Origin of the sequence: Mycobacterium kyorinense, from assembly GCF_002101735.1 — a bacterium.
Classification (GTDB): domain Bacteria; phylum Actinomycetota; class Actinomycetes; order Mycobacteriales; family Mycobacteriaceae; genus Mycobacterium; species Mycobacterium kyorinense.
Genome location: NZ_LQPE01000101.1, coordinates 1 through 26,670, shown reverse-complemented (window position 1 = coordinate 26,670; position 26,670 = coordinate 1). Strand labels below are relative to the sequence as shown.

26 protein-coding genes and 1 pseudogene are annotated in these 26,670 nt (G+C 67.6%); 19 read left to right on the top strand and 8 right to left on the bottom strand.

Annotated features, from left to right (window positions below; genetic code table 11):
- Positions 1-91: 91 nt before the first annotated feature.
- Positions 92-805, bottom strand: coding sequence for an NAD-dependent deacylase (locus AWC14_RS11920; RefSeq protein WP_045385953.1), 714 nt, complete (start codon positions 803-805; stop codon positions 92-94).
- Positions 806-877: 72 nt separating this feature from the next.
- Between AWC14_RS11920 and AWC14_RS11915 the strand changes: the two genes are divergently transcribed.
- Positions 878-1,231 carry an Rv1152 family transcriptional regulator gene (locus tag AWC14_RS11915; RefSeq protein WP_428838964.1) on the top strand — a complete coding sequence of 118 codons (354 nt, stop codon included), beginning with the start codon at positions 878-880 and terminating at the stop codon, positions 1,229-1,231.
- Here the strand turns inward: AWC14_RS11915 and AWC14_RS11910 are convergent.
- Both AWC14_RS11910 and AWC14_RS11905 read right to left on the bottom strand, forming a co-directional pair.
- A complete protein-coding gene (locus tag AWC14_RS11910; protein WP_057003526.1) occupies positions 1,228-2,052 on the bottom strand; it encodes a class I SAM-dependent methyltransferase in 825 nt (274 codons plus the stop codon). The two genes, AWC14_RS11915 and AWC14_RS11910, sit on opposite strands and share 4 nt — an antisense overlap.
- A gap of 25 nt (positions 2,053-2,077) precedes the next feature.
- The gene (locus AWC14_RS11905) at positions 2,078-2,593 is read right to left on the bottom strand and encodes a DUF1697 domain-containing protein (RefSeq protein ID WP_045373472.1); all 516 of its coding nucleotides are present in this window, start codon (positions 2,591-2,593) and stop codon (positions 2,078-2,080) included.
- Between the two features lie 105 nt (positions 2,594-2,698).
- Here AWC14_RS11905 and AWC14_RS11900 point away from each other — a divergent pair, with 105 nt between their 5' ends.
- From AWC14_RS11900 to AWC14_RS11890, 4 genes are all read left to right on the top strand, one after another.
- Positions 2,699-3,142 carry a PPOX class F420-dependent oxidoreductase gene (locus AWC14_RS11900; protein WP_045373475.1) on the top strand — a complete coding sequence of 148 codons (444 nt, stop codon included), beginning with the start codon at positions 2,699-2,701 and terminating at the stop codon, positions 3,140-3,142.
- A gap of 17 nt (positions 3,143-3,159) precedes the next feature.
- Positions 3,160-3,318 carry a DUF5302 domain-containing protein gene (locus AWC14_RS28690; RefSeq protein WP_158089902.1) on the top strand — a complete coding sequence of 53 codons (159 nt, stop codon included), beginning with the start codon at positions 3,160-3,162 and terminating at the stop codon, positions 3,316-3,318.
- A gap of 114 nt (positions 3,319-3,432) precedes the next feature.
- Positions 3,433-4,002, top strand: coding sequence for an HhH-GPD-type base excision DNA repair protein (locus AWC14_RS11895; protein ID WP_045373518.1), 570 nt, complete (start codon positions 3,433-3,435; stop codon positions 4,000-4,002).
- Positions 3,999-4,145 (top strand): hypothetical protein, encoded by a 147-nt coding sequence (locus tag AWC14_RS11890; protein WP_007169078.1) that lies wholly within the window; start codon positions 3,999-4,001, stop codon positions 4,143-4,145. The genes AWC14_RS11895 and AWC14_RS11890 overlap by 4 nt, the downstream gene beginning before the upstream one ends.
- 91 nt (positions 4,146-4,236) lie before the next feature.
- On the opposite strand, the gene AWC14_RS11885 is transcribed toward AWC14_RS11890, so the two are convergent.
- Together AWC14_RS11885 and AWC14_RS11880 are read right to left on the bottom strand one after the other, a co-directional pair.
- Positions 4,237-5,157 carry an Rv1157c family protein gene (locus AWC14_RS11885; RefSeq protein ID WP_428838965.1) on the bottom strand — a complete coding sequence of 307 codons (921 nt, stop codon included), beginning with the start codon at positions 5,155-5,157 and terminating at the stop codon, positions 4,237-4,239.
- Between the two features lie 51 nt (positions 5,158-5,208).
- A complete protein-coding gene (locus tag AWC14_RS11880; protein WP_045373481.1) occupies positions 5,209-5,862 on the bottom strand; it encodes a hypothetical protein in 654 nt (217 codons plus the stop codon).
- Between the two features lie 113 nt (positions 5,863-5,975).
- Here AWC14_RS11880 and AWC14_RS11875 point away from each other — a divergent pair, with 113 nt between their 5' ends.
- Positions 5,976-7,256 (top strand): mannosyltransferase, encoded by a 1,281-nt coding sequence (locus AWC14_RS11875; protein ID WP_045373521.1) that lies wholly within the window; start codon positions 5,976-5,978, stop codon positions 7,254-7,256.
- Here the strand turns inward: AWC14_RS11875 and AWC14_RS11870 are convergent.
- Positions 7,234-7,518, bottom strand: coding sequence for a 4a-hydroxytetrahydrobiopterin dehydratase (locus AWC14_RS11870; protein WP_045373484.1), 285 nt, complete (start codon positions 7,516-7,518; stop codon positions 7,234-7,236). The two genes, AWC14_RS11875 and AWC14_RS11870, sit on opposite strands and share 23 nt — an antisense overlap.
- A gap of 25 nt (positions 7,519-7,543) precedes the next feature.
- Between AWC14_RS11870 and AWC14_RS11865 the strand changes: the two genes are divergently transcribed.
- Positions 7,544-7,936, top strand: coding sequence for a (deoxy)nucleoside triphosphate pyrophosphohydrolase (locus tag AWC14_RS11865; protein ID WP_045373487.1), 393 nt, complete (start codon positions 7,544-7,546; stop codon positions 7,934-7,936).
- Positions 7,937-8,046: 110 nt separating this feature from the next.
- Here the strand turns inward: AWC14_RS11865 and AWC14_RS11860 are convergent, their stop codons facing one another.
- A complete protein-coding gene (locus AWC14_RS11860; RefSeq protein WP_045373489.1) occupies positions 8,047-9,420 on the bottom strand; it encodes a flavin monoamine oxidase family protein in 1,374 nt (457 codons plus the stop codon).
- A 103-nt stretch (positions 9,421-9,523) separates the two neighbouring features.
- Between AWC14_RS11860 and AWC14_RS11855 the strand changes: the two genes are divergently transcribed.
- The 9 genes and pseudogenes from AWC14_RS11855 (at position 9,524) to AWC14_RS11815 (ending at position 21,739) form a co-directional block, all read left to right on the top strand.
- Positions 9,524-10,075: a TetR/AcrR family transcriptional regulator gene (locus AWC14_RS11855; RefSeq protein WP_237761642.1), complete on the top strand. Its 552-nt coding sequence runs from the start codon at positions 9,524-9,526 to the stop codon at positions 10,073-10,075.
- 42 nt (positions 10,076-10,117) lie between these two features.
- Positions 10,118-10,236, top strand: a pseudogene (locus tag AWC14_RS30195) (alcohol dehydrogenase); the annotation flags it as partial.
- 457 nt (positions 10,237-10,693) lie between these two features.
- On the top strand, positions 10,694-14,395 hold the full coding sequence (locus tag AWC14_RS11845) for a nitrate reductase subunit alpha (RefSeq protein ID WP_045373495.1): 3,702 nt from the start codon (positions 10,694-10,696) through the stop codon (positions 14,393-14,395).
- Between the two features lies 1 nt (position 14,396).
- Positions 14,397-16,031 (top strand): nitrate reductase subunit beta, encoded by a 1,635-nt coding sequence (gene narH / locus AWC14_RS11840; RefSeq protein WP_045373498.1) that lies wholly within the window; start codon positions 14,397-14,399, stop codon positions 16,029-16,031.
- Complete coding sequence (narJ, locus tag AWC14_RS11835; RefSeq protein ID WP_045373501.1) at positions 16,028-16,681, top strand: nitrate reductase molybdenum cofactor assembly chaperone; 654 nt, start codon at positions 16,028-16,030, stop codon at positions 16,679-16,681. Before narH ends, narJ begins: the two co-directional genes overlap by 4 nt.
- 1 nt (position 16,682) lies before the next feature.
- On the top strand, positions 16,683-17,441 hold the full coding sequence (gene narI / locus AWC14_RS11830) for a respiratory nitrate reductase subunit gamma (protein ID WP_045373504.1): 759 nt from the start codon (positions 16,683-16,685) through the stop codon (positions 17,439-17,441).
- A gap of 24 nt (positions 17,442-17,465) precedes the next feature.
- Positions 17,466-17,852 carry a MarR family winged helix-turn-helix transcriptional regulator gene (locus tag AWC14_RS11825; protein WP_045373507.1) on the top strand — a complete coding sequence of 129 codons (387 nt, stop codon included), beginning with the start codon at positions 17,466-17,468 and terminating at the stop codon, positions 17,850-17,852.
- 46 nt (positions 17,853-17,898) lie between these two features.
- Positions 17,899-19,773 (top strand): translational GTPase TypA, encoded by a 1,875-nt coding sequence (gene typA, locus AWC14_RS11820; protein WP_045373509.1) that lies wholly within the window; start codon positions 17,899-17,901, stop codon positions 19,771-19,773.
- A gap of 61 nt (positions 19,774-19,834) precedes the next feature.
- Positions 19,835-21,739 carry an ABC transporter family substrate-binding protein gene (locus AWC14_RS11815; protein WP_235215795.1) on the top strand — a complete coding sequence of 635 codons (1,905 nt, stop codon included), beginning with the start codon at positions 19,835-19,837 and terminating at the stop codon, positions 21,737-21,739.
- Between the two features lie 27 nt (positions 21,740-21,766).
- Here the strand turns inward: AWC14_RS11815 and AWC14_RS11810 are convergent, their stop codons facing one another.
- Entirely contained in the window at positions 21,767-22,363 is a 597-nt protein-coding gene (locus AWC14_RS11810) for a TetR/AcrR family transcriptional regulator (protein ID WP_057003524.1), read from the bottom strand.
- An 82-nt stretch (positions 22,364-22,445) separates the two neighbouring features.
- Here AWC14_RS11810 and mshB point away from each other — a divergent pair, with 82 nt between their 5' ends.
- From mshB to AWC14_RS11795, 3 genes are all read left to right on the top strand, one after another.
- Positions 22,446-23,348: an N-acetyl-1-D-myo-inositol-2-amino-2-deoxy-alpha-D-glucopyranoside deacetylase gene (mshB, locus tag AWC14_RS11805; RefSeq protein WP_057003523.1), complete on the top strand. Its 903-nt coding sequence runs from the start codon at positions 22,446-22,448 to the stop codon at positions 23,346-23,348.
- Between the two features lie 129 nt (positions 23,349-23,477).
- Entirely contained in the window at positions 23,478-23,909 is a 432-nt protein-coding gene (locus AWC14_RS11800) for a hypothetical protein (protein ID WP_045385481.1), read from the top strand.
- Between the two features lie 76 nt (positions 23,910-23,985).
- A complete protein-coding gene (locus AWC14_RS11795; protein ID WP_045385478.1) occupies positions 23,986-26,532 on the top strand; it encodes a bifunctional FO biosynthesis protein CofGH in 2,547 nt (848 codons plus the stop codon).
- The last annotated feature ends 138 nt before the right edge of the window (positions 26,533-26,670 follow it).

Sequence of the window (26,670 nt, the reverse complement as noted above, 5' to 3'; positions counted from 1 at the left end):
TCGACAGCACCGCAGCCACATTCATGCGCAAAACTGGATACGACCCAGCCAGCCACTTAGCACAGGCGCGACTTTTTTCAGGTCGAAGTAACTAGTCGAGCAGGGCGGGCAGTCGCTGCAGCAGTGTCGGCAGTGCCTTGCTGGCGGATTCCCGCACGGTGAGCGTGGCGCTGGGCGACAGCGGCGTCGGCTCCGGATTGACCTCGATCACGACCGCGCCGCGGGCCAGCGCCACGTCCGGCAGGCCGGCCGCCGGATAGACGATGCCCGAGGTGCCCACCACGACCAGCACGTCGGCGGCCGCGGTCGCCTCGAGTGCCCGCTGCCACGGTTCCTCAGGCAGCGGCTCACCGAACCACACGATGTCGGGCCGGATCAGCCCACCGCAGGAACAGCTCGGCGGCTCGACTTCCAGGGCCGGCTCGGGCATCTCGGGCAATTCACCGGTATAGGGCAGATCGCAAGTGGCGCAACGGAAGTCGAACAGGCTGCCGTGCAGGTGGTGGACTGGCTTACTGCCGGCGCGTTCATGGAGGTCATCGACGTTCTGGGTGACGACGGTGACCTCGGCGTGGTCCTGCCAGGCGGCGACGGCGCGATGTCCGGCGTTGGGTTCGACGCGGCTCACCAGGTAGTGCCGCCACAGATACCATCCCCAGACGCGTTCGGGGTTTTGCAGCCATCCCTGCGTGCTGGACAGCTCATAGGGATCGAACTTGGCCCACAGCCCGTTCTTGTCGTCGCGAAACGTCGGCACGCCGCTCTCGGCGGAGATTCCCGCCCCGCTGAGCACCGTTACTCGCACACCCCCAACATAGCGGCGATCGCAAGCTCGGGTAACCGAGCGCCGCGGCGCGATTGCGCGATACTGGGCATCGTGCAGTTCCGGATCGACGAGCAAGCGGGCCGGCCGTTGTTCGACCAGATCAGGACGCAAATCATCGAGGCGGTTCGAACCGGCACGTTACCGCCCGGGACCAGGCTGCCCACCGTGCGGGAACTGGCGGCCGAACTCGGCCTGGCCGTGAACACCGTGGCTCGCACCTACCGTGAGCTGGAAGCGGCCGGGATCGTCGAAACCCGCAGGCGCTTCGGCACATTCGTCGCCCGGGCCGACCCGTCGGATAGCGCGATGGCCGCCGCGGCCAATGCTTTCGCCGAGGTCGCGCGCGGGCTCGGACTCGGCAAGGACGAGGCGCTGCGCTACCTCGAGGCCGCGTTCGACGATTAGCCGAAGTCCAGCAACGTCAGCGTCGGACGCAGTGGGGCGAGGGCGCCGCTCCGGTAGGACATCGACAGCAGCCAATTGAACACCCGCCCGCGGCCCGGCGGCGTATGCAGGTCGTGCACTGCACGGACTCCGGGCACTCGGCTGACCAGATCGGCGGCTTCCTTCACCGACATGCTGAACGGCATTGGCGGCATCTTGTAGTGCAACGAGCTCCAATGCCCGCGTCGGGTAAACCACGAGAACGCCGCCGGAGTCAGGTCGAACATCATTTGGCCGCCGGGAAACCTCTTGGCGCACTCGCCGATCAGCGACAGCGCCTCCGAGGGTTGCAGGTACATCAGCAGGCCCTCGGCGGTGACGAACACTCCGCTTGACGGGTCGACGCGGTCTGCCCAGCTGAAGTCCAGCGCCGACTGGGCGCACAGCGAGATTCGGGGCGATTCCGGCAGCAGCCGGGTGCGAAGGTCGACCACCGGCGGCAAATCGACTGTCAGCCAACGGAATTGCCCATCGGGGATGGCGGCGTCCAACCGCCAGAAACTGGTTTGCAGGCCCTTGGCCAGCGCCACCACGGTCGCCGACGGGTGCCTGGTGAGGTAGTTGCGGGTGTGGATGTCGAAGGCCAACGCGCGCAGCGCGATGCCCTGGTGCGGCCGGCCGAACTTTGCGAAATCGCATTCGATCGAGTCCGCCAGCGAGACCGCCACCGGGTCGTCGATGATACCGTCGGCGCGGCGCGCCTCCCCGACGCGAGCGCCCAACGTCAAAAGCGCGGTCTCGGAAACACCGTTGAGGGAAGGCGTTTGCTTGGCGAGGCTCATCGACGCCGACACTACCTGCCCCGGGTCACCGCACTACCTTGCCCAGCGTGCGCAGGTTGCGTGTTGTGGTGGACGACTTGTATCGCTTCTTGCCCATCGTCTTGCCGATAGTGCTCTGCAGAGTGTCGCCCTTGGGTACCTGCCAATAGATGACGCCGTCGCCGCGGGCGATCTTCTCGGCCGGCCCGGCCGGCAGCGCGGCCAGCTCGTCGAGCACGTCGGGATCGGCGACCAGGGTGACGTAGGAGTGGTGTCCTTCCACTTCAGGTTCGAAGGGGTAGGCATCGATGATGGCGCGGAGGGTGTCGACCTCGTACACGAGCACCCACGCGTCGTAGCCGAATCTTTGCCGTAGCGCGGTCTCGGCGGTGGCGCGCACCGCATCGGCGTCCCTGTCCGATTCCAGCAGGCCGTTGCCGCTGGCCAGAATCGTGCGCACGTTGGCCAACCCGGCAGCCGTCAGCGCCGCAGCCACGTCTGCCATCTTGAGGTTGACCCCGCCGACGTTGACGCCGCGCAAGAACGCCGCATAGCGGGTCATGCGCTGACCTTCAAAAGCGTGCAGCGGCAAGGATGAACGGCGCTCACGTGGCGATGCTAGCCGAATCGGGGTCTGCCGACGGATGGGCGGGGCTAGGCTTCGAGCATGGGACGCCAAGTGTTCGACGACAAGTTGCTGGCCGTGATCGCCGGGAACTCGATCGGGGTGCTGGCCACCATCAAACGCGACGGGCGTCCCCAGCTGTCCAACGTGCAGTACTACTTCGACGCGCGGCGCAACGCCGTGCAGGTGTCGATCACCGAGCCGCGGGCCAAGACCCGCAACCTGCGTCGCGACCCTCGGGCCTCGCTGCTGGTCAGTTCCGACGACGGGTGGTCCTATGCCGTCGCCGAGGGCAGCGCGGAGCTGACACCGCCGGCGGCCGCACCCGACGACGCCACCGTCGAGGGACTGATCACCTTGTACCGCAACATCGCCGGCGAACACCCGGACTGGGACGAGTACCGCCAGGCGATGGTCACCGATCGCCGGGTGCTGCTGACGATGCCCATCGACCACGTCTACGGCATGCCGCCGGGCATGCGCTGATCGCGTAGGCTGCCGTCATGGCCGAGGACGACACCAAACGCAAGTTCCGCGAAGCGCTGGACCGCAAGAACGCGAAGTCGGCCGGCGGATCGGCGCACAAGGACGGCGGCGCCAAGCAGTCACGGGCTCACGGCCCGGTGGAAAGCCGCCGGGAGTTTCGCCGCAAGAGCGGTTAGCGCACAAGGCTTTTCGTATGGGCCGGGATGTGTGCGGAGACCAACGCGATCCGCGGTAAGCAACTTATGCCCGGGTGCAGGACGGCGCGTCCGACGCAGTTTTAGACTATGCGGGTGCCGAAGCTGCAGCTTGTCCAGGATCCGGCCGCCGACGCGCTGCTGGAGGCCAACCCGTTCGCACTGCTCGTCGGGATGCTGCTCGACCAGCAGGTGCCGATGGAAACCGCCTTCGCGGGCCCGAAGAAAATCGCCGACCGGATGGGCAGCTTCGACGCCACCGAGATCGCCGACTACGACCCGAACAAGTTCGCCGCATTGTGTTCGGAAAAGCCTGCGGTGCACCGTTTTCCAGGGTCGATGGCCAAACGTATCCAGGCCCTGGCGCAGATCATCGTCGACCGCTACAACGGTGACGCGGCCGCGCTGTGGAGCGCCGGTGACCCTGATGGAGCGGAGCTGCTGCGACGGCTCAAGGGGTTACCCGGATTCGGCGAGCAGAAGGCGCGCATCTTCCTGGCGTTGCTCGGCAAGCAGTACGGCGTGACGCCGCCCGGCTGGCGGCAGGCGGCCGGTGACTACGGCAAGGCCGGAACCCACATGTCGGTGGCCGACGTCGTCGATGCCCGTTCACTCGAACAGGTGCGGTCCTACAAGAGGCAGATGAAGGGAAAGGCGGGAACGTGAAGACACACCTGACGTGTCCGTGCGGAGAGGCGATCGTCGGCAAGGACGAAGACGAACTGGTCGAACTGACTCAGGCGCACCTGGCCAGCGTCCATCCCGGTCTGGAGTATGACCGCGACGCCATCCTCTTCATGGCCTACTAACCTGCCGCCATCTGCCGCGAGCGGGCGTGTTTGTACACCGACACGCCGCATGAGCCGTACAACTCCGCACGGTCGCGCCAGATAAGGGCGGTCAGGGCACCACCGTCGAGCCGATGGTGGGCATGAACTGGCACTGCTTGTCCTTGGTGGTGACCTGACCGAAGATCGTCGACATGATGCTGCCCGAACCGGTGTCGGCGATGGCGGTCAATGTCGTCGGCCCGTCGGGGTTGATGTCGGGCTGCGGCTTGAGCGTGGCGCTGCCCGACTTGCCGGTCGTCAGGTTCACCCAGGTGACGTTCAACGGCAGCTTCTGCACGTCGGCGGGCCCCGGGGTGCCGACCGCCGTGAACACGTAGGCCGTTTGACCGGGTTGGGGGCCGGGCGCCGGGATCTTGGCGGGCCCGGCGACCGACAGGGCAGTGGCGATGACGTTACCGCCGTCGGCCGCGCAGCCCGTGCCGATCGAGGGGTACATGAAGTCCTGGGTTGGCGGCGTGTCCGGGTTGTAGGTGGGGGCCGCGGCCGGAGCCGGTGCCCCTGCGGACGGGGCTGGGGCGGGCGCAGGCGCGGCCACCGGCGTGACAGCCGGCGTCGGGGCCGGCGCCGCCTCGGGTGCCGGGCCGGCGGCATGCGCGGGGTCGATACCCGTCGGCAAATGTGCTTGAGCGCCCGGCTCCACCCCGACCGGTGGTACGTGTGCCGTCGGGTCCTGCACGAACTGATTCACCGACGAGGCAACGTTTTTCGACTCTTCGGGTGCCGTCGGGCTGTGGCTGAACGCCGACGCGGCGGCCATCAACAGCTGCTGGGCCTGCTGCGGGTCGGCGGCGGCCTGCTGGATGATCGGGCTCAACTGGGTCAGTGCCGGCAGCCCCGGCATTTGCTGGGCGGGCAACGGCTGGGGTGGCGCAGGGTCGGCTGCGGCGTTGGGGCACAGCCCGAGCGCGACGGCTGCGACGGCGAAGCCACTGACCAGATTCCAAGTGCGTACCACGGTGTTTCTCCCGATCGATGGTTATGGTCGGCCGGCCAATGCGGGTTGACCGGCCGACCGTGGGCGTCAGGGCAGGGCGGACAGCGGGAACAGCAGCGGGTTGCTGGACGCGCCGGCCGCGGTGCCCGGAGCGGACACCGCCGTCGTGCCCGGTTGGATGCCCTTCGGTACCGGCACACCGCCCGGGGCCAGCGATGCCAGATCGCCGGGCAGCGACAGGTGCTGTGGCAGCGGCACCGGACTGAACGGCACCTGCGGCAGGTTGAGCTGCGCCTGCGGCATCATCTGCGCGGGCCCGGTCGCCGGCGCGGTTGCCGGAACGGCCGGCGTGAGCCCCGGAATACCGGTTGCGCCCGGCGTGGTGGCGGGCGTCGTACCCGAAACCGGAGTTGTCGCACCGGGAACCAGCGAGTTTGCGCCCGGGATGAGCGAGCTGGCGCCTGGAACCGAACTCGCGCCCGGCACCGATCCCGTCGGGGGCTGCGGCACCTGGATGCCGGCGCTGGCCAGCGGCGGCGGCGTGGGCGGCTGAGCTCCGAGCGCCGAGGCGACGCTCTGCAGCATTTGCGGTGCATTGGCGGCGGTCCCGACGAGCTGTTGCCCGATGTCGGGAACCGGCACCGGCGCCGGGTCGGCATTTGCGATCCCGCCGGTCAACAGCGCGGCCGACGAACCGACGACGACCGCGCCGGCACGTAACAGTGTCCAAAAGGTTGGCATGACTCTCCCTGGGTCTCGACGACACATCCGGGCCCGATAGTTCGCTTGATGCCAGAGTGACTCAAGTGACACGTGTGGCGGTTATTCGATCGTTACGGCACCGAGCGGTGGCGGTGACCCGCCGTGGCGAGCGGAGCCGTCGCCAGCGGAGCCTCGCTACAGTCGGGCAGGTAGACACCACCTCGGCCGCCCCGGCGGCACCGACCACCCGTCGGCGGGCGATTGCGCCGAACGCCGCCGGGCCGCTGCTGTTGGCGCTCAGCGTCGCCGCCAGGCTGGCCTGGACGTACCTGACTCCCAACGGCGCCAATTTCGTCGACCTGCACGTCTACATCGGCGGCGCCGCCGCCCTTGACCATCCCGGCTCGCTGTATCAGTACGTCTACGCCGACCAGACGCCGGATTTCCCGCTGCCGTTCACGTATCCGCCGTTCGCGGCGGTGGTCTTCTACCCGCTGCACCTGCTGCCGTTCGGCGTGGTCGCGTTCTGCTGGCAGGTCGGCACTATGGCCGCCCTGTATGGCATGGTGCGCGTCAGCCAGCGACTGCTCGGCGTGGCGGCCCGCGAAGGCCACCGGGTCGCGATGCTCTGGACGGCGGTCGCGATCTGGATCGAGCCGTTGCGCAGCACCTTCGACTACGGACAGGTCAACGTGCTGCTGGTGCTGGCCGGGTTGTACGCGGTCTACACCACCCGGTGGTGGTTGTCCGGGTTGCTAGTCGGATTGGCCGCCGGGGTGAAGCTGACGCCGGCGATCGCCGGTCTCTATTTCGTCGGCGTCCGGCGGTGGGGTGCGGTGGTGTTCTCGGCCGTCGTCTTTGTCGGCACGGTCGCGGTGTCGGCGCTGGTCGTTGGCGACCAGGTCCGCTATTACTTCACCGACTTATTGGGCGACACCAAACGCGTCGGCCCGATCGGAACGTCGTTCAACCAGTCCTGGCGCGGGGGGATTTCCCGGATCGTCGGGCACGACGCCGGCTACGGCCCGCTGGTGCTGGCCGGGATCGCTGTCACCGCGCTGCTCGCCATCCTGGCCTGGCGAGCGCTGAACAACGACCGGCTCGGCCAGCTGCTGGTGGTCGAGTTGTTCGGGCTGTTGCTCTCGCCGATTTCCTGGACCCATCACTGGGTGTGGTTGGTGCCCTTGATGATCTGGCTGATCCACGGCCCGCGCTCCGAGCTTCGCGGCGCGCGCATCCTCGGGTGGGGCTGGCTGGTGCTCACCCTCATCGGCGTGCCGTGGTTGCTCAGCTTCGCCCAGCCGACTATCTGGCAGAGCGACCGGCCGTGGTATCTGGCCTGGGCCGGGCTCGTGTACATCGTCGCGACGCTGGCGACCCTGGCGTGGATCGCAACGACGGGACGCCGGCCTATTGCCCGAGAATCCCGTTGATGTCGCGCGCCATGTCGATGTCGTTTTGCGTGATGCCGCCCGCAGAATGCGTCACCAGCGCGAAAGTAACTGTCCGCCAACGGATATCGATATCGGGGTGATGGTCCTTGGCTTCGGCGTGCTCGGCGACCCGGCGCACGGCGTCGATACCGTCGAGGAACGACGGAAACTTGATCGACCGGCGCAGGGCGCCGTCCTCGCGCTTCCAACCGTTGAGTTCGGGCAGTGCGGCGTCTACTTGCTCATCCGTTAACACAGCCATACACCGACGGTATACCGTCACGACGATGCCGAACCAGATCGTCGTGGCCGGTGCCGTGATCTCGGATGCGGCGGTGCTGGTGGCACAACGGCATCGGCCCGCGGAACTGGCCGGGCGCTGGGAACTGCCTGGCGGCAAGGTGATGGCAGGGGAGACCGAACCTGACGCGTTGGCGCGCGAATTGGCCGAGGAACTCGGCGTTGACGTCGCGGTCGGCGAACGGCTGGGCGGCGACGTGGCGCTGAATGGGACGACGATCCTGCGGGCCTACCGAGTGAGCCTGGTGCGCGGCGAGCCGCATCCGCACGACCATCGCGCGCTGCGCTGGGTAAGCGCCGCCGAGTTGCACGACGTCGACTGGGTGCCGGCCGACCGAGAATGGTTGCCTGCGTTGGCGCGTGCGCTTGAAACCCCGTGAGGTCCGCGGAGGTCCTCAGCTAGCAGGCAAACCACGAGGTTGGCCGCAGGTTATGGACGTGACGAGACGGCGCGTTTCGTCGCCGGGGCGAGTGAAATGCCGAATAACGATCACACCGTGCTCCGGGCACCGCGAGCGAGGGTGGCGGCGACTTCGTCGGCCACACGGTGCCCGGATTCGGCGGCTCCGTCCATGTAGCCGGCCCACTTGGTGGCGGTTTCGGTGCCTGCCCAGTGCAGGGTCCCGACGGGTGTGCGTAGTGCCGGCCCGAACCGGGTGAGGGTGCCGGGCGTAGTGAACGCTCCGTAGCATCCCCGGCTGAATTCCTCTTCAGCCCAGTCGCGTTCGATGTAGCCAATGGGGTTTCGGGCCTGGGGTCCGAAGTAGCCGACGAGGTCGTCGATCACTTGGTTGCGGCGATCATCGAGGTCCATGCGTGCGCCGACGTCGGCGTGCCTTCCTTCGAGGAAGCCGACGAGAACCCCGGGCGAACCATCGAGCGGAGTGTTGTCGAACACGGTGCCCAGTGGCCGCTTATCGCTGTTTGCTTGACCGCTCAAACCTGCACGGCGCCAGAAGGGCTGATCGTAGACGACATTGACCTTGATCACCCGGCCCATCGGCATTCGTTGGACGAGCTGGTCACGATCGGCGGGTAGCCCCGGTGTGAAGCGGATTCGCGCCGCGAGCGGTGGGGGTACTGCGATCACCGCTTGGCGAGCGCGAACAGTGGTGCCGCCGGCGATGACGCGGACGCCCGAGGTGTCCCACTCGATATCGGTCACTGCCGCGTTGAGCACGATTCGGTCACCGAGTTCCTCGGCCAGAGCCAACGCGATGCGTTGCGAGCCGCCGACGATGCGGTCTTGCTGGGCCCCGCCCGCGGTATTGATCATCGCGTCGAGGCCTCCGGCGGCGCCGACGTAGAAGGCAGCAAAAAGCGCGGACAGATCCTCGGGCTCAGCGGAGAACACGGCCTCGGTGATCACTCGGAAGAATGACCGGCCGCCCGCAGTATGGGCGGTGCGTCGTAGCCAGGTCGCGAAGGTCTGCCCGTCCAGGTCCTCGGCGCGGTCGGCTCGCCACGGATCTGTCGCCGCGACTCGGCGTGCTATGCGGTCCAGACGCCACTGGATCTGCGCGATATCGGCCAGCGCGAGCGGGTTCAACCTCGGGATTCGACCGCTATACATCGAGCGGGAGTTTGCGAACTCTGCGATGTGCTGACCAGCGGTGTAGGTGGGGTAGGTGCGCAGGTCCAGATCTTTGATGAGCGCGAGAACGTGATCCTGACCGGGACCGACCCACTGACCTCCCACCTCGATGGGTGAGCCTCCGGGCAGTTCGCCGTTCAGTAGTCGCCCGCCGACCCGGTCGCGAGCCTCCAGCACCATCACTTCAGTCCCGCCTCGAACCAGGTCGCGAGCGGCAACCAGGCCCGCTATCCCGGCACCGACGACCACGACATCTACCGATTCGTTCATCACAATCCGTTTCCATACATCGTGCATCTGACATACGGAATGTATGTGATATGCATAGCGTATGCAACCGTTGCGTGAGAAGTACGCGGAGAACACCCGCCGGATGCTGCTCGACACCGGACTGCGCTTGTTCGCCGAACGCGACTATGCAGGCCTGTCGGCAGAGGAGCTGGTGCGGACCGCCGGCCTCACCCGCGGTGCGCTTTACCACCACTTCGACGGCAAGCGTGGATTGTTCGAAGCGGTTTTCGAACAGCTCGAAAACAAGGCGGCGCAACGCATCAGGGCGGCGGTCGACTCGGCCTCGGAGCCATTCGAACGTGCCGAGCGCGGCGTTGCGGAGTTTCTCAGCGTCTGCGCCGAAGACGCCTACCGACATGTCGTGCTCGTGCAGGGCCCGATTGCCCTCGGCTGGCAACGGTGGCGCGAGTTGGACCAGCGCCATCTCGGCGGGTTAGTCCTCGACGCGGTGCGGGCACTGCTCGACGCCAAGCTCATCCAGCCACACCCAGCCGAACTGACGGCAAGTGCGTTCTACGGTGCCCTGACCGAACTGTCCCTGACAATCGCGGAGGCCGACGATCCGGAGAACGCCCGCATCCAGGCGGCCAGCCTCTTGCGCGCCCTGTTCGGCGGGTTGGCGACCGACGGATAGTTTCCGGAGGCTATTTCGTAACGCCGATGCGGCAGGCATAGAAAGCTCACCGTGCACCTGTCCGCGCGATGCTCGTCTTGCTCGAGAAAACCGTCAAGGACGGCCTGTTCGGCTCCGCCAATCCCAAATATGACGTCGTCCGCCTGCTGCGGCGGAGTGATCGTGCACGCCCAATAATCAAGGCACACAAAAAAATTCACAGGCGATTTGCAGGAAAGTCACAGCACAATCGAAAGCAAAGCGGCGTCATTCCGTTTTTACAAAACTAAACGAAACATTAACCTCAACTTTTTGTGTCGGTAGTAGGTCGGATGGTTTCCTGTAACCCGTGGGTACGGCGACCTCGCCGGATGCTGGAGCAGGCGCGGACAGTGAGTGGGGGCTGGCTATCAACACCCCCTCGGTTGGCAGCGTGGTTGTGGCGATCTCTACCACCTATGCTGGGGACTGGTTGCTGACCAGCGTGCGGGTCGCCGATGCAGACGGCCACGTCGAGGCTGGTCGGACGGGTCGGCGAGATCACCGTCGAGTCGCTGACCAATCCGGGAGACACGACAACGGGGCACTGCGCCCACGGCCGAGCGACAAGGCGCGCCGCTATTTGTGAGGAGGTCCTCCTTGACGACTGTCACGCCCCACGTCGGAGGCCCTCTCGAGGAGTTGTTGGAGCGCAGCGGCCGCTTCTTCACACCCGGCGAGTTCTCCGCCGACCTGCGCACGGTCACCCGCCGTGGCGGTCGCGAGGCTGACGTCTTCTACCGGGACCGCTGGAGCCACGATAAGGTGGTGCGCTCGACGCACGGCGTCAACTGCACCGGCTCGTGCTCGTGGAAGATCTACGTCAAAGACGGCATCATCACCTGGGAAACCCAGCAGACCGACTACCCGTCGGTGGGTCCGGACCGGCCGGAATACGAGCCGCGCGGCTGCCCCCGCGGCGCGTCGTTCTCCTGGTACAGCTACTCACCGACCCGGGTGCGCTACCCGTATGCGCGCGGCGTGCTGGTCGAGATGTTCCGCGAAGCCAAGGCCCGCCTCGGCGACCCAGTGCTCGCCTGGGCCGACATCCAGGCCGACCCCGAACGGCGTCGCCGCTACCAGCGGGCCCGCGGCAAGGGCGGTCTGGTCCGGGTGTCCTGGGCGGAGGCCACCGAGATGATCGCCGCGGCCCACGTGCACACCATTAAGGAGTACGGCCCCGACCGGGTCGCCGGCTTCTCGCCGATCCCGGCCATGTCGATGGTCTCCTATGCCGCCGGCTCGCGGTTCTTCGAGCTGATCGGCGCCCCGATGACGTCGTTCTACGACTGGTACGCGGACCTGCCGGTGGCCTCGCCGCAAGTGTTCGGCGACCAGACCGACGTGCCGGAGTCCGGAGACTGGTGGGACGCAGCGTATTTGATGATGTGGGGCTCCAACGTCCCGATCACCCGCACACCTGACGCGCACTGGATGGCCGAGGCCCGCTACCGCGGCACCAAGGTGGTGACGGTCAGCCCGGACTACGCCGACAACACCAAGTTCGCCGACGAGTGGGTTCCCTGTGCCGCCGGCGCCGACGGAGCGCTGGCCATGGCGATGGGCCACGTCATCCTCTCCGAATGCTATGTGCAACAACCGGTTCCGTTCTTCACCGACTACACCCGCCGCTACACCGACCTGCCGTTCCTGATCAAGCTCGAACAGCGCGGCGACACCTTGGTGCCGGGCAAGAATCTCACCGCGGCAGACATCGGCGAAGCGGTAGAGAACGCCTCACTCAAACCCGCGCTGCTCGACGAGGCCACCGACACCGTGGTCGTACCGCACGGCTCGTTGGGTTTCCGCTACGGCGAGGACGGTGTCGGGAAGTGGAACCTCGACCTCGGCAGCGTCGTGCCGGCGCTCACCGTGCAACACACCGCCGCCACCAACGGGGAGCGACGGACCGCGCTCGTTTCGCTGCCCAGCTTCGACACGATCAACGGCGAAGGCACCGTTGTGCAGCGCGGTGTGCCGGTACGCCAGGTCGGAAACCACTTGGTGTGCACGGTATTCGACCTGATGCTGGCGCACTACGGGGTGGCGCGTCCCGGGCTGCCCGGCGAATGGCCCACCGGCTACGACGACGCCACCTACCCGAACACACCTGCCTGGCAAGAGGCGATCACTGGGGTGTCGGCCGGGCAGGTCATCCGCGTCGCACGCGAATTCGCCCGCAGCGCCGAGGAATCCGGCGGCCGGTCGATGATCATCATGGGCAGCGGTATCTGCCAGTGGTTCCACGGCGACACCATCTACCGCGCGGTGCTGGCGCTGCTGATGCTGACCGGGTCGATGGGACGCAACGGCGGCGGCTGGGCCCACTACGTCGGCCAGGAGAAGGTGCGCCCGCTGACCGGCTGGCAGACCATGGCGATGGCCACCGACTGGGTGCGCCCGCCGCGGCAGGTGCCCGGCGCCTCGTACTGGTATGTGCACACCAACCAGTGGCGCTACGACGCCTACGGCGCCGACAAGCTGGCCAGCCCGCTGGGCCGGGGACGGTTCGCCGGCAAACACACCATGGACCTGCTGGCCTCGTCGACGGCGATGGGCTGGAGCCCGTTCTATCCGCAGTTCGACCGCTCCAGCCTCGACGTCGCCGACGAAGCACGCGACGCGGGCCGCGACATAAGTGAGTATGTGGCCGAACAACTGGCTCAGCGCAAGCTGAAGCTCGCCGTCACCGATCCGGACAATCCGGTGAACTGGCCTCGGGTCCTTACGGTTTGGCGGGCCAACCTGATTGGGTCGTCGGGTAAGGGCGGCGAGTACTTCCTCAAGCATCTTTTGGGGACCGACTCCAACGTGCTGGGCGACCCGCCGGAGGGCGGGGTGCGGCCGGTGGACGTCAACTGCGGTCGGGACATTCCGGAGGGCAAGCTCGACCTGCTGATGTCCATCGACTTCCGGATGACCTCGACGACTTTGGTGTCCGATCTGGTGTTGCCGGCGGCGACCTGGTACGAGAAGGCCGATCTGTCCAGCACGGACATGCACCCCTACGTGCATTCGTTCAGTGCGGCAACCGATCCGCCGTGGGAAACCCGCACTGACTACGACGCGTTCGGCGCCATCGCCCGTGCCTTCAGCGCGATGGCCAAGAAGCATCTGGGCACACGCACCGACGTGGTGCTCACCGCGCTGCAGCACGACACCCCGGATGCCATGGCCTATCCCGATGGCACCGAACGCGATTGGCTGCGTACCGGCGAAACACCTGTGCCGGGCAAGACAATGGCGAAGCTCACCGTGGTGGAGCGCGACTACACCGCGATTTACGACAAGTGGCAGACGCTCGGCCCGCTGGTCGACAAGTTCGGGTTGACCGTCAAGGGCTACACCGTGCACCCGCACCAAGAGGTCAAGGAACTGGCCGCGAAGTTCGGCGTGATGAATTCCGGTGCCGGCCAAGGCCGTCCGGCGATCACCACGGCCCAGCGGATGGCCGACGTGGTGCTGGCGCTGTCCGGCACCACCAACGGCCGGCTGGCGGTGGAGGGCTTCCGCGAGCTGGAGAAGCGCACCGGTCAGCGGCTGGCCTACCTCGCCGAGGGCAGCGAGGAAAAGCGCATCACCTATGCCGACACCCAGGCGCGCCCGGTTCCGGTGATCACCAGCCCGGAGTGGTCCGGCAGCGAGACCGGCGGGCGCCGCTACGCGCCGTTCACCGTCAACATCGAAAACCTCAAGCCGTTCCACACGCTCACCGGCCGGATGCACTTCTATCTGGCCCACGACTGGGTCGAGGAGCTCGGCGAGCACCTACCGGTGTTCCGCCCGCCGCTGGACATGACACGGCTGTTCGGTCAGCCCGAGCTCGGCCCCACCGAAGACGGAATCGGTTTGACCGTACGGTATCTGACCCCACACTCGAAGTGGTCGTTCCACTCCACCTACCAGGACAACCTGTACATGCTGTCGCTGTCGCGGGGCGGCCCGACCATGTGGATGAGCCCCGGCGATGCGGCGAAAATCAATGTGTGCGACAACGATTGGGTGGAAGCGGTCAACACCAACGGCGTGTTCGTGTGCCGCGCGATCGTGTCGCACCGGATGCCCGACGGGGTCGTGTTCGTCTACCACGTCCAGGAGCGCACTGTCGACACACCGCGCAGCGAGACCACCGGCAAGCGCGGCGGTAACCACAACGCGCTGACCCGAGTGCGGATCAAGCCCAGTCACCTGGCCGGCGGTTACGGGCAGCACGCGTTTGCGTTCAACTACATGGGCCCGACCGGAAACCAGCGCGACGAGGTGACGGTGGTGCGCCGGCGCAGTCAGGATGTGAAGTACTGATATGAAGGTCATGGCTCAACTTGCGATGGTGATGAACCTCGACAAGTGCATCGGCTGCCACACCTGCTCGGTCACCTGTAAGCAGGCCTGGACCAACCGCTCCGGCACCGAATACGTCTGGTTCAACAACGTCGAAACCCGCCCGGGCCAAGGCTATCCGCGTATCTATGAGGACCAGGAGCGCTGGCGCGGCGGATGGATTCGCGACAAAAAGGGCCGGTTGCGGCTGCGCGACGGCGGCCGCCTGTCCAAGCTGTTGCGGATCTTCGCCAACCCCAAGTTGCCCGGGATCGGCGACTACTACGAGCCGTGGACGTATGACTACGAGAACCTGACCTCGGCGCCGCTGGGGGACACGCTGCCGGTCGCCGCGCCGCGCAGCCAGATCACCGGCGAGCCGATGAAGATCGAGTGGGGACCCAACTGGGACGACAACCTCGCCGGATCGCTGGAGACGCAGCAAAAAGACCCGATCCTGAAGAAGGTCAGCGACGAGGTCAAGGTCAAGCTCGAAGAGACCTTCATGTTCTACCTGCCGCGAATCTGCGAGCACTGCCTCAACCCGTCCTGCGTGGCGTCGTGCCCGTCGGGCGCGATGTACAAGCGCAGCGAGGACGGCATCGTGCTGGTCGACCAGAACCGCTGCCGCGGCTGGCGGATGTGCGTGTCGGGATGCCCTTACAAGAAGGTGTATTTCAACCATAAAACGGGCAAGGCCGAGAAGTGCACACTGTGCTACCCCCGCATGGAGCTGGGCCTGCCGACCATCTGTTCGGAAACCTGCGTGGGCCGGCTGCGCTACCTGGGGTTGGTGCTCTACGACGCCGACAAGGTGCTGGAAGCGGCGTCGGTGGAAAACGACACCGACCTCTACGAGGCGCAGTGCCGAATCCTGCTGGACCCCAACGACCCCGAGGTGATCGCGGCCGCCAAGGCGGAGGGAATTTCCGACGATTGGCTCGAGGCAGCACAGCGGTCGCCGGTCTACGCGCTGATCAACACCTACAAGGTGGCGCTGCCGCTGCATCCGGAATACCGGACCATGCCGATGGTTTGGTACATCCCGCCGCTGTCTCCGGTGGTCGATGCGGTCAGCCGCGACGGCCACGACGGTGAAGACGTGGGCAACCTGTTCGGTGCCATCGAAGCGCTGCGGATCCCGATCGCCTACCTCGCCGAGCTGTTCACCGCCGGTGACACCAAGCCCGTCGACGACGTGCTGCGCCGGCTGGCCGCGATGCGGTCCTACATGCGCGACATCAACCTGGGCCGTGACACTCAGCCGCACATCCCGGCGTCCGTCGGGATGACCGAAGAGCAGATCTACGAGATGTACCGGCTGCTCGCCATCGCGAAATACGAAGAGCGCTACGTCATCCCGACCGCCTACACCGGCGAAATCCCCGCGGCCGCGCACGATTTGGAATGCTCACTGTCGGGCGACGGCGGTCCCGGGATGTACGAAGCGGGTCCGTTCGCCAACCCGACCGAGGGCCCGACGCCGGTCGCGGTCGAGGCCTTCCACGCCACACGGCAGCGGCACACCAACGGTGAGCACTCGTCGCGGGTGAACCTGCTGAACTGGGACGGCAACGGGACACCGGCAGGGATGTTCCCCGAAGAGCAAAAGCAATGAAGCTACTGAGCAGATCGCGGGGGCCCGCGCTGGCCGACCGACTGGTGTGGCAGGCGGCTTCCCTGCTGCTGGCCTACCCCGACGAACATCGCGACCAGCGGCTCGACACCGTCGAGGGGCTGCTGAGCCACCTCGACGGGCCTGCGCGAAAGCTGCTGGAGCGCACGGCCACTGCGCTGCGGGCCGCCGACCCGCTGGTCGCCGCCGCCGACTATGTCGAAACCTTCGACATGCGCCGCCGCTCGACGATGTACCTGACCTACTGGACCGCCGGCGACACCCGCAATCGCGGCCGCGAGATGCTGGCCTTCGCGAGCGCCTACCGCGGAGCGGGCGTCGAGCCGCCGAAAAACGAGGCGCCCGACCACCTTCCGGTGGTGCTCGAGTTCGCCGCCACCGTCGACCCCGACGCAGGCCGGCGGCTGCTGATCGAGCATCGGGTGCCCATCGACGTGCTCCTGCAGGCGCTGACCGAAGCGGACTCGCCCTACGCTCATGCCGTTGCCGCCGTGTGCGAGACGCTGCCGCCGGTCACCGACCAGGATGTGCAGCGGGCGCGCCGGCTCGCCGAATCCGGTCCGCCCGCCGAAGCCGTTGGGCTGCAACCGTTCACATTGACAGTGCCACCAAAGCGAACCGGCGGGAACTGAATTGGCCAATACCAAACTGCTCGAGGTCTTCTGGGACGTGGCGCCCTACGTCACGCTGTCGATCGCCGGGGTCGGCACGTGGTGGCGCTACCACTACGACCAGTTCGGCTGGACCAGCCGCTCGACACAGATTTACGAATCGCGACTGCTGTCGATCGGCAGCCCGCTGTTCCATTTCGGCAGCCTGGTGGTGATCATGGGTCACGTCGTGGGCCTGTGCATCCCCGAGTGGGTGACCCAGGACATCGGGATGAGCGACCACTTCTACCACCTGCAGGCGCTGATTCTCGGCGTCCCCGCCGGGGTCGCCGCGCTGGTCGGCATCGGGTTGCTGATCTACCGGCGGTGGCGCAGCGGACCGGTGCGCCTTTCCACCAGCCTGAGCGACAAGCTGATGTACCCGGTGTTGGTCTGCGCGATGGTGGCCGGCATGAGCTGCACCTTGATGGGCGCAACGCATTACGGCGAGGTGCACGACTACCGGCAGAACGTGTCGGTCTGGTTCCGCTCGATCTTCGTCCTGGACCCGCGCGGTGACCTGATGATCCAGGCGCCGCTTTATTTCCAGGTGCACGTGACGATCGCGCTGGCGCTGTTTGCGCTGTGGCCGTTCACCCGGCTCGTGCACGCCTTAAGCGCGCCGGTCGCCTACCTGTTCCGGCCCTACATCGTCTACCGCAGCCGCGACGCGGTTCGCAGCCGGGACGCGGGGGAGAAGAACCAGCTGGTGGGCTCGGCGCCGCGCCGCCGCGGCTGGTAGCTCGAGCGTCATATCGTGGCAGATATGGGTCTGCCCGATGACGTCTACGCACGGCTGTTGCGGTTGCGGACCGAGTTGCGCCGTTTCGAGCGGTGGAGCGCCGAGCAGGCCCAGGCCGCCGGGCTGACACCCATGCAGCACCAGCTGCTGCTGGCGATCCGCGGGCATGCCGACCGGCGCGGGCCGACGATCGGCGACGTCGCGGAGTACCTGCTGCTGCGCCACCACAGTGCCGGTGAACTGATCCAGCGGGCCGAGGCCGCCGGGCTGGTGGCGCGGGTGCGCGACAGCGACGACCACCGGGTGATCCGCCTGCAGCTCACCGATGCCGGTTCCGAGCGCCTCGAGGCGCTGACGGCGATACATCTCGAAGAGGTGGAAAAGCTCAGCATCGCCTCGCTCGGGCGGTAAGCTGCCCGTTTTCGCGAACTGGCCGTCAAGCTGGCAGAATCGCGCGGTGCAGTTCCGCAATGTCGCCATCGTCGCGCACGTCGACCACGGGAAGACCACCCTGGTCGACGCCATGCTGCGGCAGTCGGGCGCGCTGCACGAGCGCGGTGGCCTGACAGAACGGGTGATGGACACTGGCGACCTGGAGCGGGAAAAGGGCATCACGATCCTGGCCAAGAACACCGCCGTGCACCGCCACCACCCGGACGGCAGCGTCACCGTCATCAACGTCATCGACACTCCCGGCCACGCCGACTTCGGCGGCGAGGTCGAGCGCGGGCTGTCGATGGTCGACGGGGTGCTGCTGCTGGTGGACGCCTCCGAGGGCCCGCTGCCGCAGACCCGGTTCGTGCTGCGCAAGGCGCTGGCCGCGCATCTGCCGGTGATTCTCGTCGTCAACAAGACCGACCGCCCCGACGCGCGGATCGCCGAAGTCGTCGAGGCCAGCCACGATCTGCTGCTCGACGTCGCTGCAGATCTCGACGACGCGGCCGCCAAGGCCGCCGAGGAAGCACTCGGGTTGCCCACGCTGTATGCGTCCGGGCGCGCCGGGGTAGCCAGCACCGTGGCGCCCCAAGACGGGCAGATTCCCGACGGCGACAACCTCGATCCGCTGTTCGACGTTCTGCTGCAACACATTCCACCGCCCTCCGGTGACCCGGACGCGCCGCTGCAGGCGCTGGTGACCAACCTCGACGCGTCGGCGTTCCTCGGCCGGCTGGCGCTGGTCCGGATCTACAACGGCCGGCTGCGCAAGGGCCAGCAGGTGGCGTGGCTGCGTGAAACCGGCCCCGGCACGGCGAAAATCACCGAACTGCTGGCCACCGAGGGCGTCGAGCGCTCGCCGACCGAAGAAGCCGTCGCCGGCGACATCGTTGCGGTCGCAGGCATCCCGGAGATCATGATCGGCGACACGCTGGCCGATCCGGCGAATCCCGTTGCGCTGCCGCGGATTACCGTCGACGAGCCGGCGATCTCGGTGACCATCGGCACCAACACCTCGCCGCTGGCCGGCAAGGTGCCCGGGCACAAGCTGACCGCGCGAATGGTCAAGTCGCGGTTGGACACCGAGCTGGTGGGCAACGTGTCGATCCGGGTGCTCGACATCGGCCGGCCCGACGCGTGGGAGGTTCAGGGCCGCGGCGAGCTGGCGCTGGCCGTGCTCGTCGAGCAGATGCGCCGGGAAGGCTTCGAGCTCACGGTCGGCAAGCCCCAGGTGGTGACCAAGACCATCGACGGCAAGCTGCACGAGCCGTTCGAGGCGCTGACCATCGACTGTCCCGAGGAGTACGTCGGTGCGATCACCCAATTGATGGCCGCCCGCAAGGGCCGCATGGTGGACATGGCCAACCACGCAACAGGTTGGGTGCGAATGGATTTCGTGGTGCCCAGCCGTGGGTTGATCGGATGGCGCACCGACTTTCTCACCGAGACCCGCGGCACCGGCATCGGCCACGCGGTCTTCGACGGCTACAAGCCGTGGGCCGGCGAGATCCGCTCCCGGCACACCGGGTCGCTAGTCTCCGACCGCTCCGGCACCATCACGCCGTTCGCCCTGCTTCAGCTCGCCGATCGAGGACAGTTTTTCGTCGAGCCGGGACAGGACACCTACGAGGGGATGGTCGTCGGCATCAACCCGCGGCCCGAAGACCTCGACATCAACGTCACCCGCGAGAAGAAGCTGACCAACATGCGCTCGTCGACGGCCGACGTCATCGAGACCCTGGCCAAACCGATCGAGCTCGACCTCGAGCAGGCGATGGAGTTCTGCGGGCCCGACGAGTGCGTCGAGGTGACGCCGGAGGTGGTGCGCGTCCGCAAGGTCGAGCTGGATGCCACCGCGCGGGCCCGCAGCCGCGCCCGCGCCAAGGCCCGGGCGTAGATTTCGGCGCGATTGTTTGCGCTCAGCGACGATTACCGCGCCGAAATCGCCAACCGATACCCTGTGGGGCGTGCCGAAACCAGCCCGCCGCACCCGGTTCCGGATCGGCGCGCTGATTTCCTCGTTGTTGCTGCTGGTCTCGGGTTGCACGGTCAGCCCGCCGCCGGCACCGCAGAGCACCGAAACGTCGAAGAGCACCGCGCCGCCGCCGCATCGGGTCACCCAGATCATCATGGGCATCGACTCGATCGGCGCCGGTTTCAACCCGCACCTGGTGTCCGATCTGTCGGCGGTCAACGCGGCGATCAGCGCGCTGGTGCTGCCCAGCGCGTTCCGTCCGGTGCCCGACCCGAACACCCCGACCGGGTCGCGCTGGGAGATGGACCCCACGCTGCTGGTGTCGGCCGAAGTGACCAACGACAACCCGTTCACGGTGACCTACAAGATCCGGCCCGAGGCGTCGTGGACCGACAACGCGCCGATCGCCGCCGACGACTTCTGGTACCTGTGGCGGCAGATGGTCGGCCAGCCCGGTGTGGTGGACCCGGCCGGCTACGACCTGATCACCGGCGTGCAGTCGATCGACGGCGGCAAGCAGGCCGTGGTCACGTTCTCCAGGCCGTATCCGGCGTGGCGGGAGCTGTTCAGCAACATCTTGCCGGCTCACATCGTCAAAGACGTGCCGGGCGGTTTCCCGGCCGGGCTGGTGCGTGCCCTGCCGGTCACCGGCGGACAGTTCCGGGTGGAAAACATCGACCCGCAGCGCGACGAGATCCTGCTCGCCCGCAACGACCGGTACTGGGGCCCGCCGGCCAAACCGGACCTGATTCTGTTCCGGCGGGCGGGGGCCCCGGCGGCGCTGGCCGATTCCATCCGCAACGGCGACACCCAGGTGGCCCAGGTGCACGGCGGGTCGGCGGCGTTCGCGCAGCTGTCCGCGATCCCGGACGTGCGGACCGCCCGGATCATGACACCGCGGGTCATGCAGCTCACGCTGCGCGCGAACGTGCCCAAGCTGGCGGATGCCCAAGTGCGCAAGGCGATTTTCGGGTTGCTCGACGTCGACCTGCTCGCCGCCGTGGGCGCCGGCAGCGACAACACCGTCACGCTGGACCAGGCGCAGATCCGCTCGCCGAGCGATCCGGGCTATGTGCCGACCGCGCCGCCGGCGATGAGCCAGGCCACGGCGCTGGGGCTGCTGCAGTCGTCCGGCTACCAGATCGAAAACGACACCTCGCCGGCCGTGACGCCACCGGACGGGACCGCCCCGGCGAGCACCGGCCCGCCGGAGGTCACCCGCGGGCGGATCAGCAAGGACGGAAACCAGCTGTCTCTGGTCATCGGCGTGGCGTCCAACGATCCGACCGCGGTCGCCGTCGCCAACACCGCCGCCGACCAGTTACGCAACGTCGGCATCGCCGCGACCGTGCTGGGCCTGGATCCGGTTGTGCTGTACCGCGACGCGCTGATCGACAACCGGGTCGACGCCATCGTCGGCTGGCGCCAGGCCGGCGGAAACCTGGCGACGCTGCTGGCCTCGCGGTTCGGCTGTCCCGCGCTGGAGGCGACGGCAGTGTCGACGTCGGCCCCGCCGCCGGCCCCGGCCTCGGACACGCCCCCGTCATCCAAGGCCGCGCCGCCGCCCACCGCGGGAAGCCAGACGCCGACCACGGCGACCCGCACACCCGAACCGGGGGCACTGGTGCAGGCGCCCTCGAATATCACCGGCATCTGCGACCACAGCATCCAGTCGAATATCGACGCGGCGCTGAACGGCACCAAGAACATCAACGACGTGATCAACGCCGTCGAGCCCCGACTGTGGAACATGTCGACGGTGCTGCCGATCCTGCAGGACACCACGATCGTTGCGGCCGGTCCGAGTGTGCTGAACGTGAGCCTGTCCGGAGCGGTGCCGGTCGGCATCGTCGGCGACGCCGGGCAGTGGGTCAAGACGGGGCAGTAACTGCCTTGCGCCGCAAGGCCTTTCGGGCTAAACCGGCGCCGGTGTCGACACAGGGATCACGGTGTCGATGATGCGCTGGAGTTGACGCTTGTTCGGCGGAGCGCCGGTGAGCATCAGGTGCTGGTTGATCAGCGCCGGGCCCACCCGCGCGGTCAGCGGAGTGAGCATGGACGAGTCGATCTCCCCGCTGCGTTCGCCCGCCCGCAGGATCGATTCGATGATCCGTAACCTGGGCGCCACCACGGCGTCGGCGAAGATGGCGCGCAGCTCGGGCTCGTGAATGAGCTGGCCCATGATGGCCAGGCTGGGAAACGCCGTCTTGCCCGCCAGCACGTCGCAGTGCGCGGTGAACACGACCAGCAGGTTCTCCCGGGCCGACCGGTCGGCGCGCGGCTCGGGCAGCGGCGGCAGCGCATACCGCAATGCGTCCTGCACCAGCGCATACTTGCTCGGCCAACGACGATACAGCGCCGCCTTGCCGGTGCGGGCCCGCGCGGCGATCCCCTCCATGGTCAGCCCGGCGTAGCCGACAGCGGCCAGTTCGGCCAGCGCAGCGTCGTAGAGCGCATGCTCGAGTTCCTTGCCGCGCCGACGGGTGCGGATCGTGCTGCTCTGCTGGGCCATTCCCCGATAGTAGTCGGTGGCGTTTCTCTTCGCGGACGGTTGGCCTGCGGCCCAAGCGTTTTGCACTAGGTATGGTGCCTGCATGCAGGAGACGCCGCGACTGTTGTTCGTGCACGCGCATCCCGACGACGAAAGCCTGACCAACGGTGCCACCATCGCCCACTACGCCGCGCGCGGCGCGCAGGTGCACGTCGTCACCTGCACGCTCGGCGAGGAGGGTGAGGTCATCGGCGAGCGCTGGGCGCAGCTGGCCGTCGACCACGCCGACCAGCTCGGCGGTTACCGCATCGGCGAGCTCACCGCAGCCTTGCGAGCCCTGGGCGTCGACGAACCGATCTTCCTGGGCGGCGCGGGACGCTGGCGTGACTCCGGCATGGCCGGCACGCCGTCGCGCCGCCAGCAGCGTTTCGTCGACGCCGACGAGCGCGAGGCCGTCGGCGCACTCGTCGCGCTCATCCGTGAGCTGCGCCCACACGTCGTGGTGACTTACGACCCCAACGGCGGGTACGGCCACCCCGACCACATCCACGCCCATGTCGTCACCACGGCCGCAGTCGCGGCCGCCGCTACCGACGACTACCCCGGCGCGCCCTGGTCGGTGCCGAAGCTCTACTGGACCGTCATCGCCAGCAGCGCCTTCCTGGCCGGCTGGGCCGCGCTGACGCCCGACGATCTGCGGCCCGAATGGACGGTGCCGTCCGGTGAAGTCACCGACTTCGACGGAATGGGCTACGCCGACGAAGACATCGACGCCGTCGTCGACGCCGAGCACGCACTCCCGGCCAAGCGGGCGGCGCTGGCCGCGCACGCCACCCAGGTGCTCGTCGGCCCGACCGGGCGAGCCTGCGCACTGTCGAACAAGCTGGCGCTGCCGATCCTCGGCCAGGAGCACTACGTTTTGGCCGCCGGCACCGCCGGCGAGCGCGACGAGCGGGGCTGGGAAACCGATCTGCTCGCCGGGCTCGGCCAGGCGGTAAGCTGCTGACGAGGCAGCCGCGGAAGGACTTGGTATGGATCCTGATCTGGACTACAACCAGCAGCATTGGCAGGACCGACTTGACAGCTTCCAGTGGGTAATCGGATCGCTGGTCGCGCAACTGGACAGCATTCCCACCTGACCGCCACCAAGCCGAGCGCCGGGCGGGTCGACGACGCCGGCGCGACGGATCCCGCCATTCGTCTCGTCGTGTTGACGTTGCTGGCCGTCGACGGCATTCTTTCCGCGATCGCCGGTGCGCTGCTGCTGCCCTCCTACATCGGCCCCGTTCCGTTTCCCGTCAGCGCGTTGCTCAGTGGCCTGGTCAACGCGGCGCTGGTCTGGGCCGCCGGACGATGGACCACGTCGGCGCGGGTGGCGGCGCTGCCGCTGTGGACGTGGCTGCTGACCGTTGCGGCGATGACGTTCGGCGGCCCCGGTGACGACGTGATCTTCGGCGGCCGCGGAGTCATGGCCTACGGCGCGCTGCTGCTGATCGTGATCGGTGTGCTGCCACCCGGCTGGGTGCTGTGGCGGCGTAGGGCGCATCGGTCGGGGGACAAGACCTAGCGGTGCGGCCCGGGATTACTGTTGCCCGTATGGCAGGACCGCGGATGAATTTCGACCGGGCGGAAGTTACACCAACGTGCCGCTGACCCCGGATGACCTGCCGACCCCTGTGGTGCCCTCGTCTGCGCTGCGCCGCGTGTTGCGGCGGGCCCGTGACGGCGTGGCGCTGAACGTCGACGAGGCCGCGATCGCGATGACCGCACGCGGCGAAGACCTGGCCGACCTGTGCCGCAGCGCCGCGCGGGTGCGCGACGCCGGCCTGGAATCGGCGGGTCGGCGCGGCGCGAACGGCCGGCTGCCGGTCAGTTACTCGCGCAAGGTGTTCATCCCGGTGACGCACCTGTGCCGCGACACCTGCCACTACTGCACGTTTGTCACCGTGCCGGGCAAGCTGCGCGCACAGGGCGCCGGCATGTACCTGGAACCCGACGAAATCCTCGACATCGCCCGCCGCGGCGGCGAACTCGGTTGCAAGGAAGCGTTATTCACGCTCGGTGACCGGCCCGAGGACCGCTGGCCCGAGGCCCGGCAATGGCTCGACGAGCGCGGCTATGACTCCACGCTGTCCTATGTGCGGGCGATGGCGATCCGGGTGCTGGAGGAAACCGGCCTACTGCCGCACCTGAATCCCGGCGTGATGAGCTGGTCGGAGCTCTCGCGGCTCAAGCCGGTGGCGCCGTCAATGGGCATGATGCTGGAAACGACGTCGCGGCGGTTGTTTGAAACTCGCGGTCTGGCCCACTACGGCAGTCCGGACAAAGACCCCGAGGTGCGGCTGCGCACATTGACCGACGCCGGTCGGCTCTCGATTCCGTTCACTACCGGCCTGCTGGTCGGCATCGGTGAGACGCTGGTCGAGCGCGCCGAGACCTTGCACGCAATCCGCAAGTCGCACAAGGAATTCGGGCATGTCCAGGAAGTGATCGTGCAGAATTTCCGGGCCAAAGAGCACACCGCGATGGCCGCGGTGCCCGACGCCGGCATCGACGACTTCCTGGCCACCGTCGCCGTCGCGCGCCTGGTGCTCGGGCCGGGAATGCGCATCCAGGCACCGCCGAACCTGGTGTCGCGCGAGGAGTGCCTGGCGCTGATCGCCGCCGGCGTCGACGATTGGGGCGGCGTGTCACCGCTGACGCCCGACCACGTCAACCCGGAACGGCCGTGGCCCGCGTTGGACGAGCTGGCCGCGGTGACGGCCGAGGCGGGTTACGACCTGGTGCAGCGGCTGACCGCGCATCCCAAGTATGTGCAGGCCGGGGCGGCGTGGATCGACCCGCGGGTGCGCGAACACGTTGCGGCGCTGGCTGATCCCGTCACCGGGTGGGCCCGCGACGTCAACCCGGTTGGCCTGCCGTGGCAGGAGCCCGACGACGTGGCGTCCTCCGGCCGGGTGGATCTGCACGCCGCGATCGACGTGCAAGGCCGTGCCGCTGATGCCCGCAGCGACCTCGACAGTGCTTTCGGTGACTGGGATTCCATCCGTGCGCATGTCTACGAGCTGGCGGCCCGCGCTCCCGAACGCATCGACACCGACGTGCTGGCGGCGCTGCGCTCGGCCGAGCGCGACCCGGCCGGCTGTAGCGACGACGAGTACCTGGCGCTGGCGTGTGCCGATGGCCCGGCGCTGGATGCCGTTGCGGCACTGGCGGATTCGCTGCGCCGCGAGGCGGTGGGCGACGACGTGACGTTCGTGGTGAACCGCAACATCAACTTCACCAACATCTGCTACACGGGTTGCCGGTTCTGCGCGTTCGCTCAGCGCAAGGGCGACGCAGACGCGTATTCGCTCTCGACGGCCGAGGTTGCCGACCGGGCATGGGAGGCGCACGTCGCCGGGGCCACCGAGGTGTGCATGCAGGGCGGTATCGACCCCGAGTTGCCGGTCACCGGCTACGCCGATCTGGTGCGCGCCGTCAAGGAGCGGGTGCCGTCGATGCACGTACATGCGTTCTCGCCGATGGAGATTGCCAACGGGGTTACCCGCAGCGGGCTTTCGATCAGGGAGTGGCTGATCAGCCTGCGCGAGGCCGGGCTGGACACCATCCCCGGCACCGCCGCGGAGATTCTCGACGACGAAGTGCGCTGGGTGCTCACCAAGGGCAAGCTGCCGACGTCGATGTGGATCGAGATCGTGACCACCGCACACGAAGTGGGGCTGCGGTCGAGCTCGACGATGATGTACGGTCACGTCGACACTCCCCGGCATTGGGTGGGCCATCTCAACGTGTTGCGCGAAATCCAGGACCGCACCGGGGGTTTCACCGAGTTCGTGCCGCTGCCATTCGTGCATCAGAGTTCGCCGCTGTATCTGGCCGGCGCGTCGCGGCCGGGGCCCAGCCACCGGGACAACCGCGCGGTGCACGCACTGGCCCGGATCATGTTGCACGGCAGGATCTCTCACATCCAAACCAGCTGGGTGAAGCTCGGTGTGGAGCGCACCCAAGTGATGCTCAACGGCGGCGCGAACGACCTGGGCGGCACGCTGATGGAGGAGACCATCTCACGGATGGCGGGCTCGGAACACGGCTCGGCCAAGACCGTCGCGGAACTGGTCGCGATCGCCGAGGGCATCGGCCGGCCGGCACGGCAGCGCACCACCACGTACAGCCCGCTGGCGGCGTAGTCTCCTTTGGCGGCTTTTGCGCGCCAGCGTGCGTGTCCCCGGCCGACACGCCGACATGATCCCCGGGTTTGCGCTCAGTGTCAGGGTGATGGTGCTGCGTTGCGGTGTGTCAGCGTGACAGGGCCGCTTCGTGGTGGT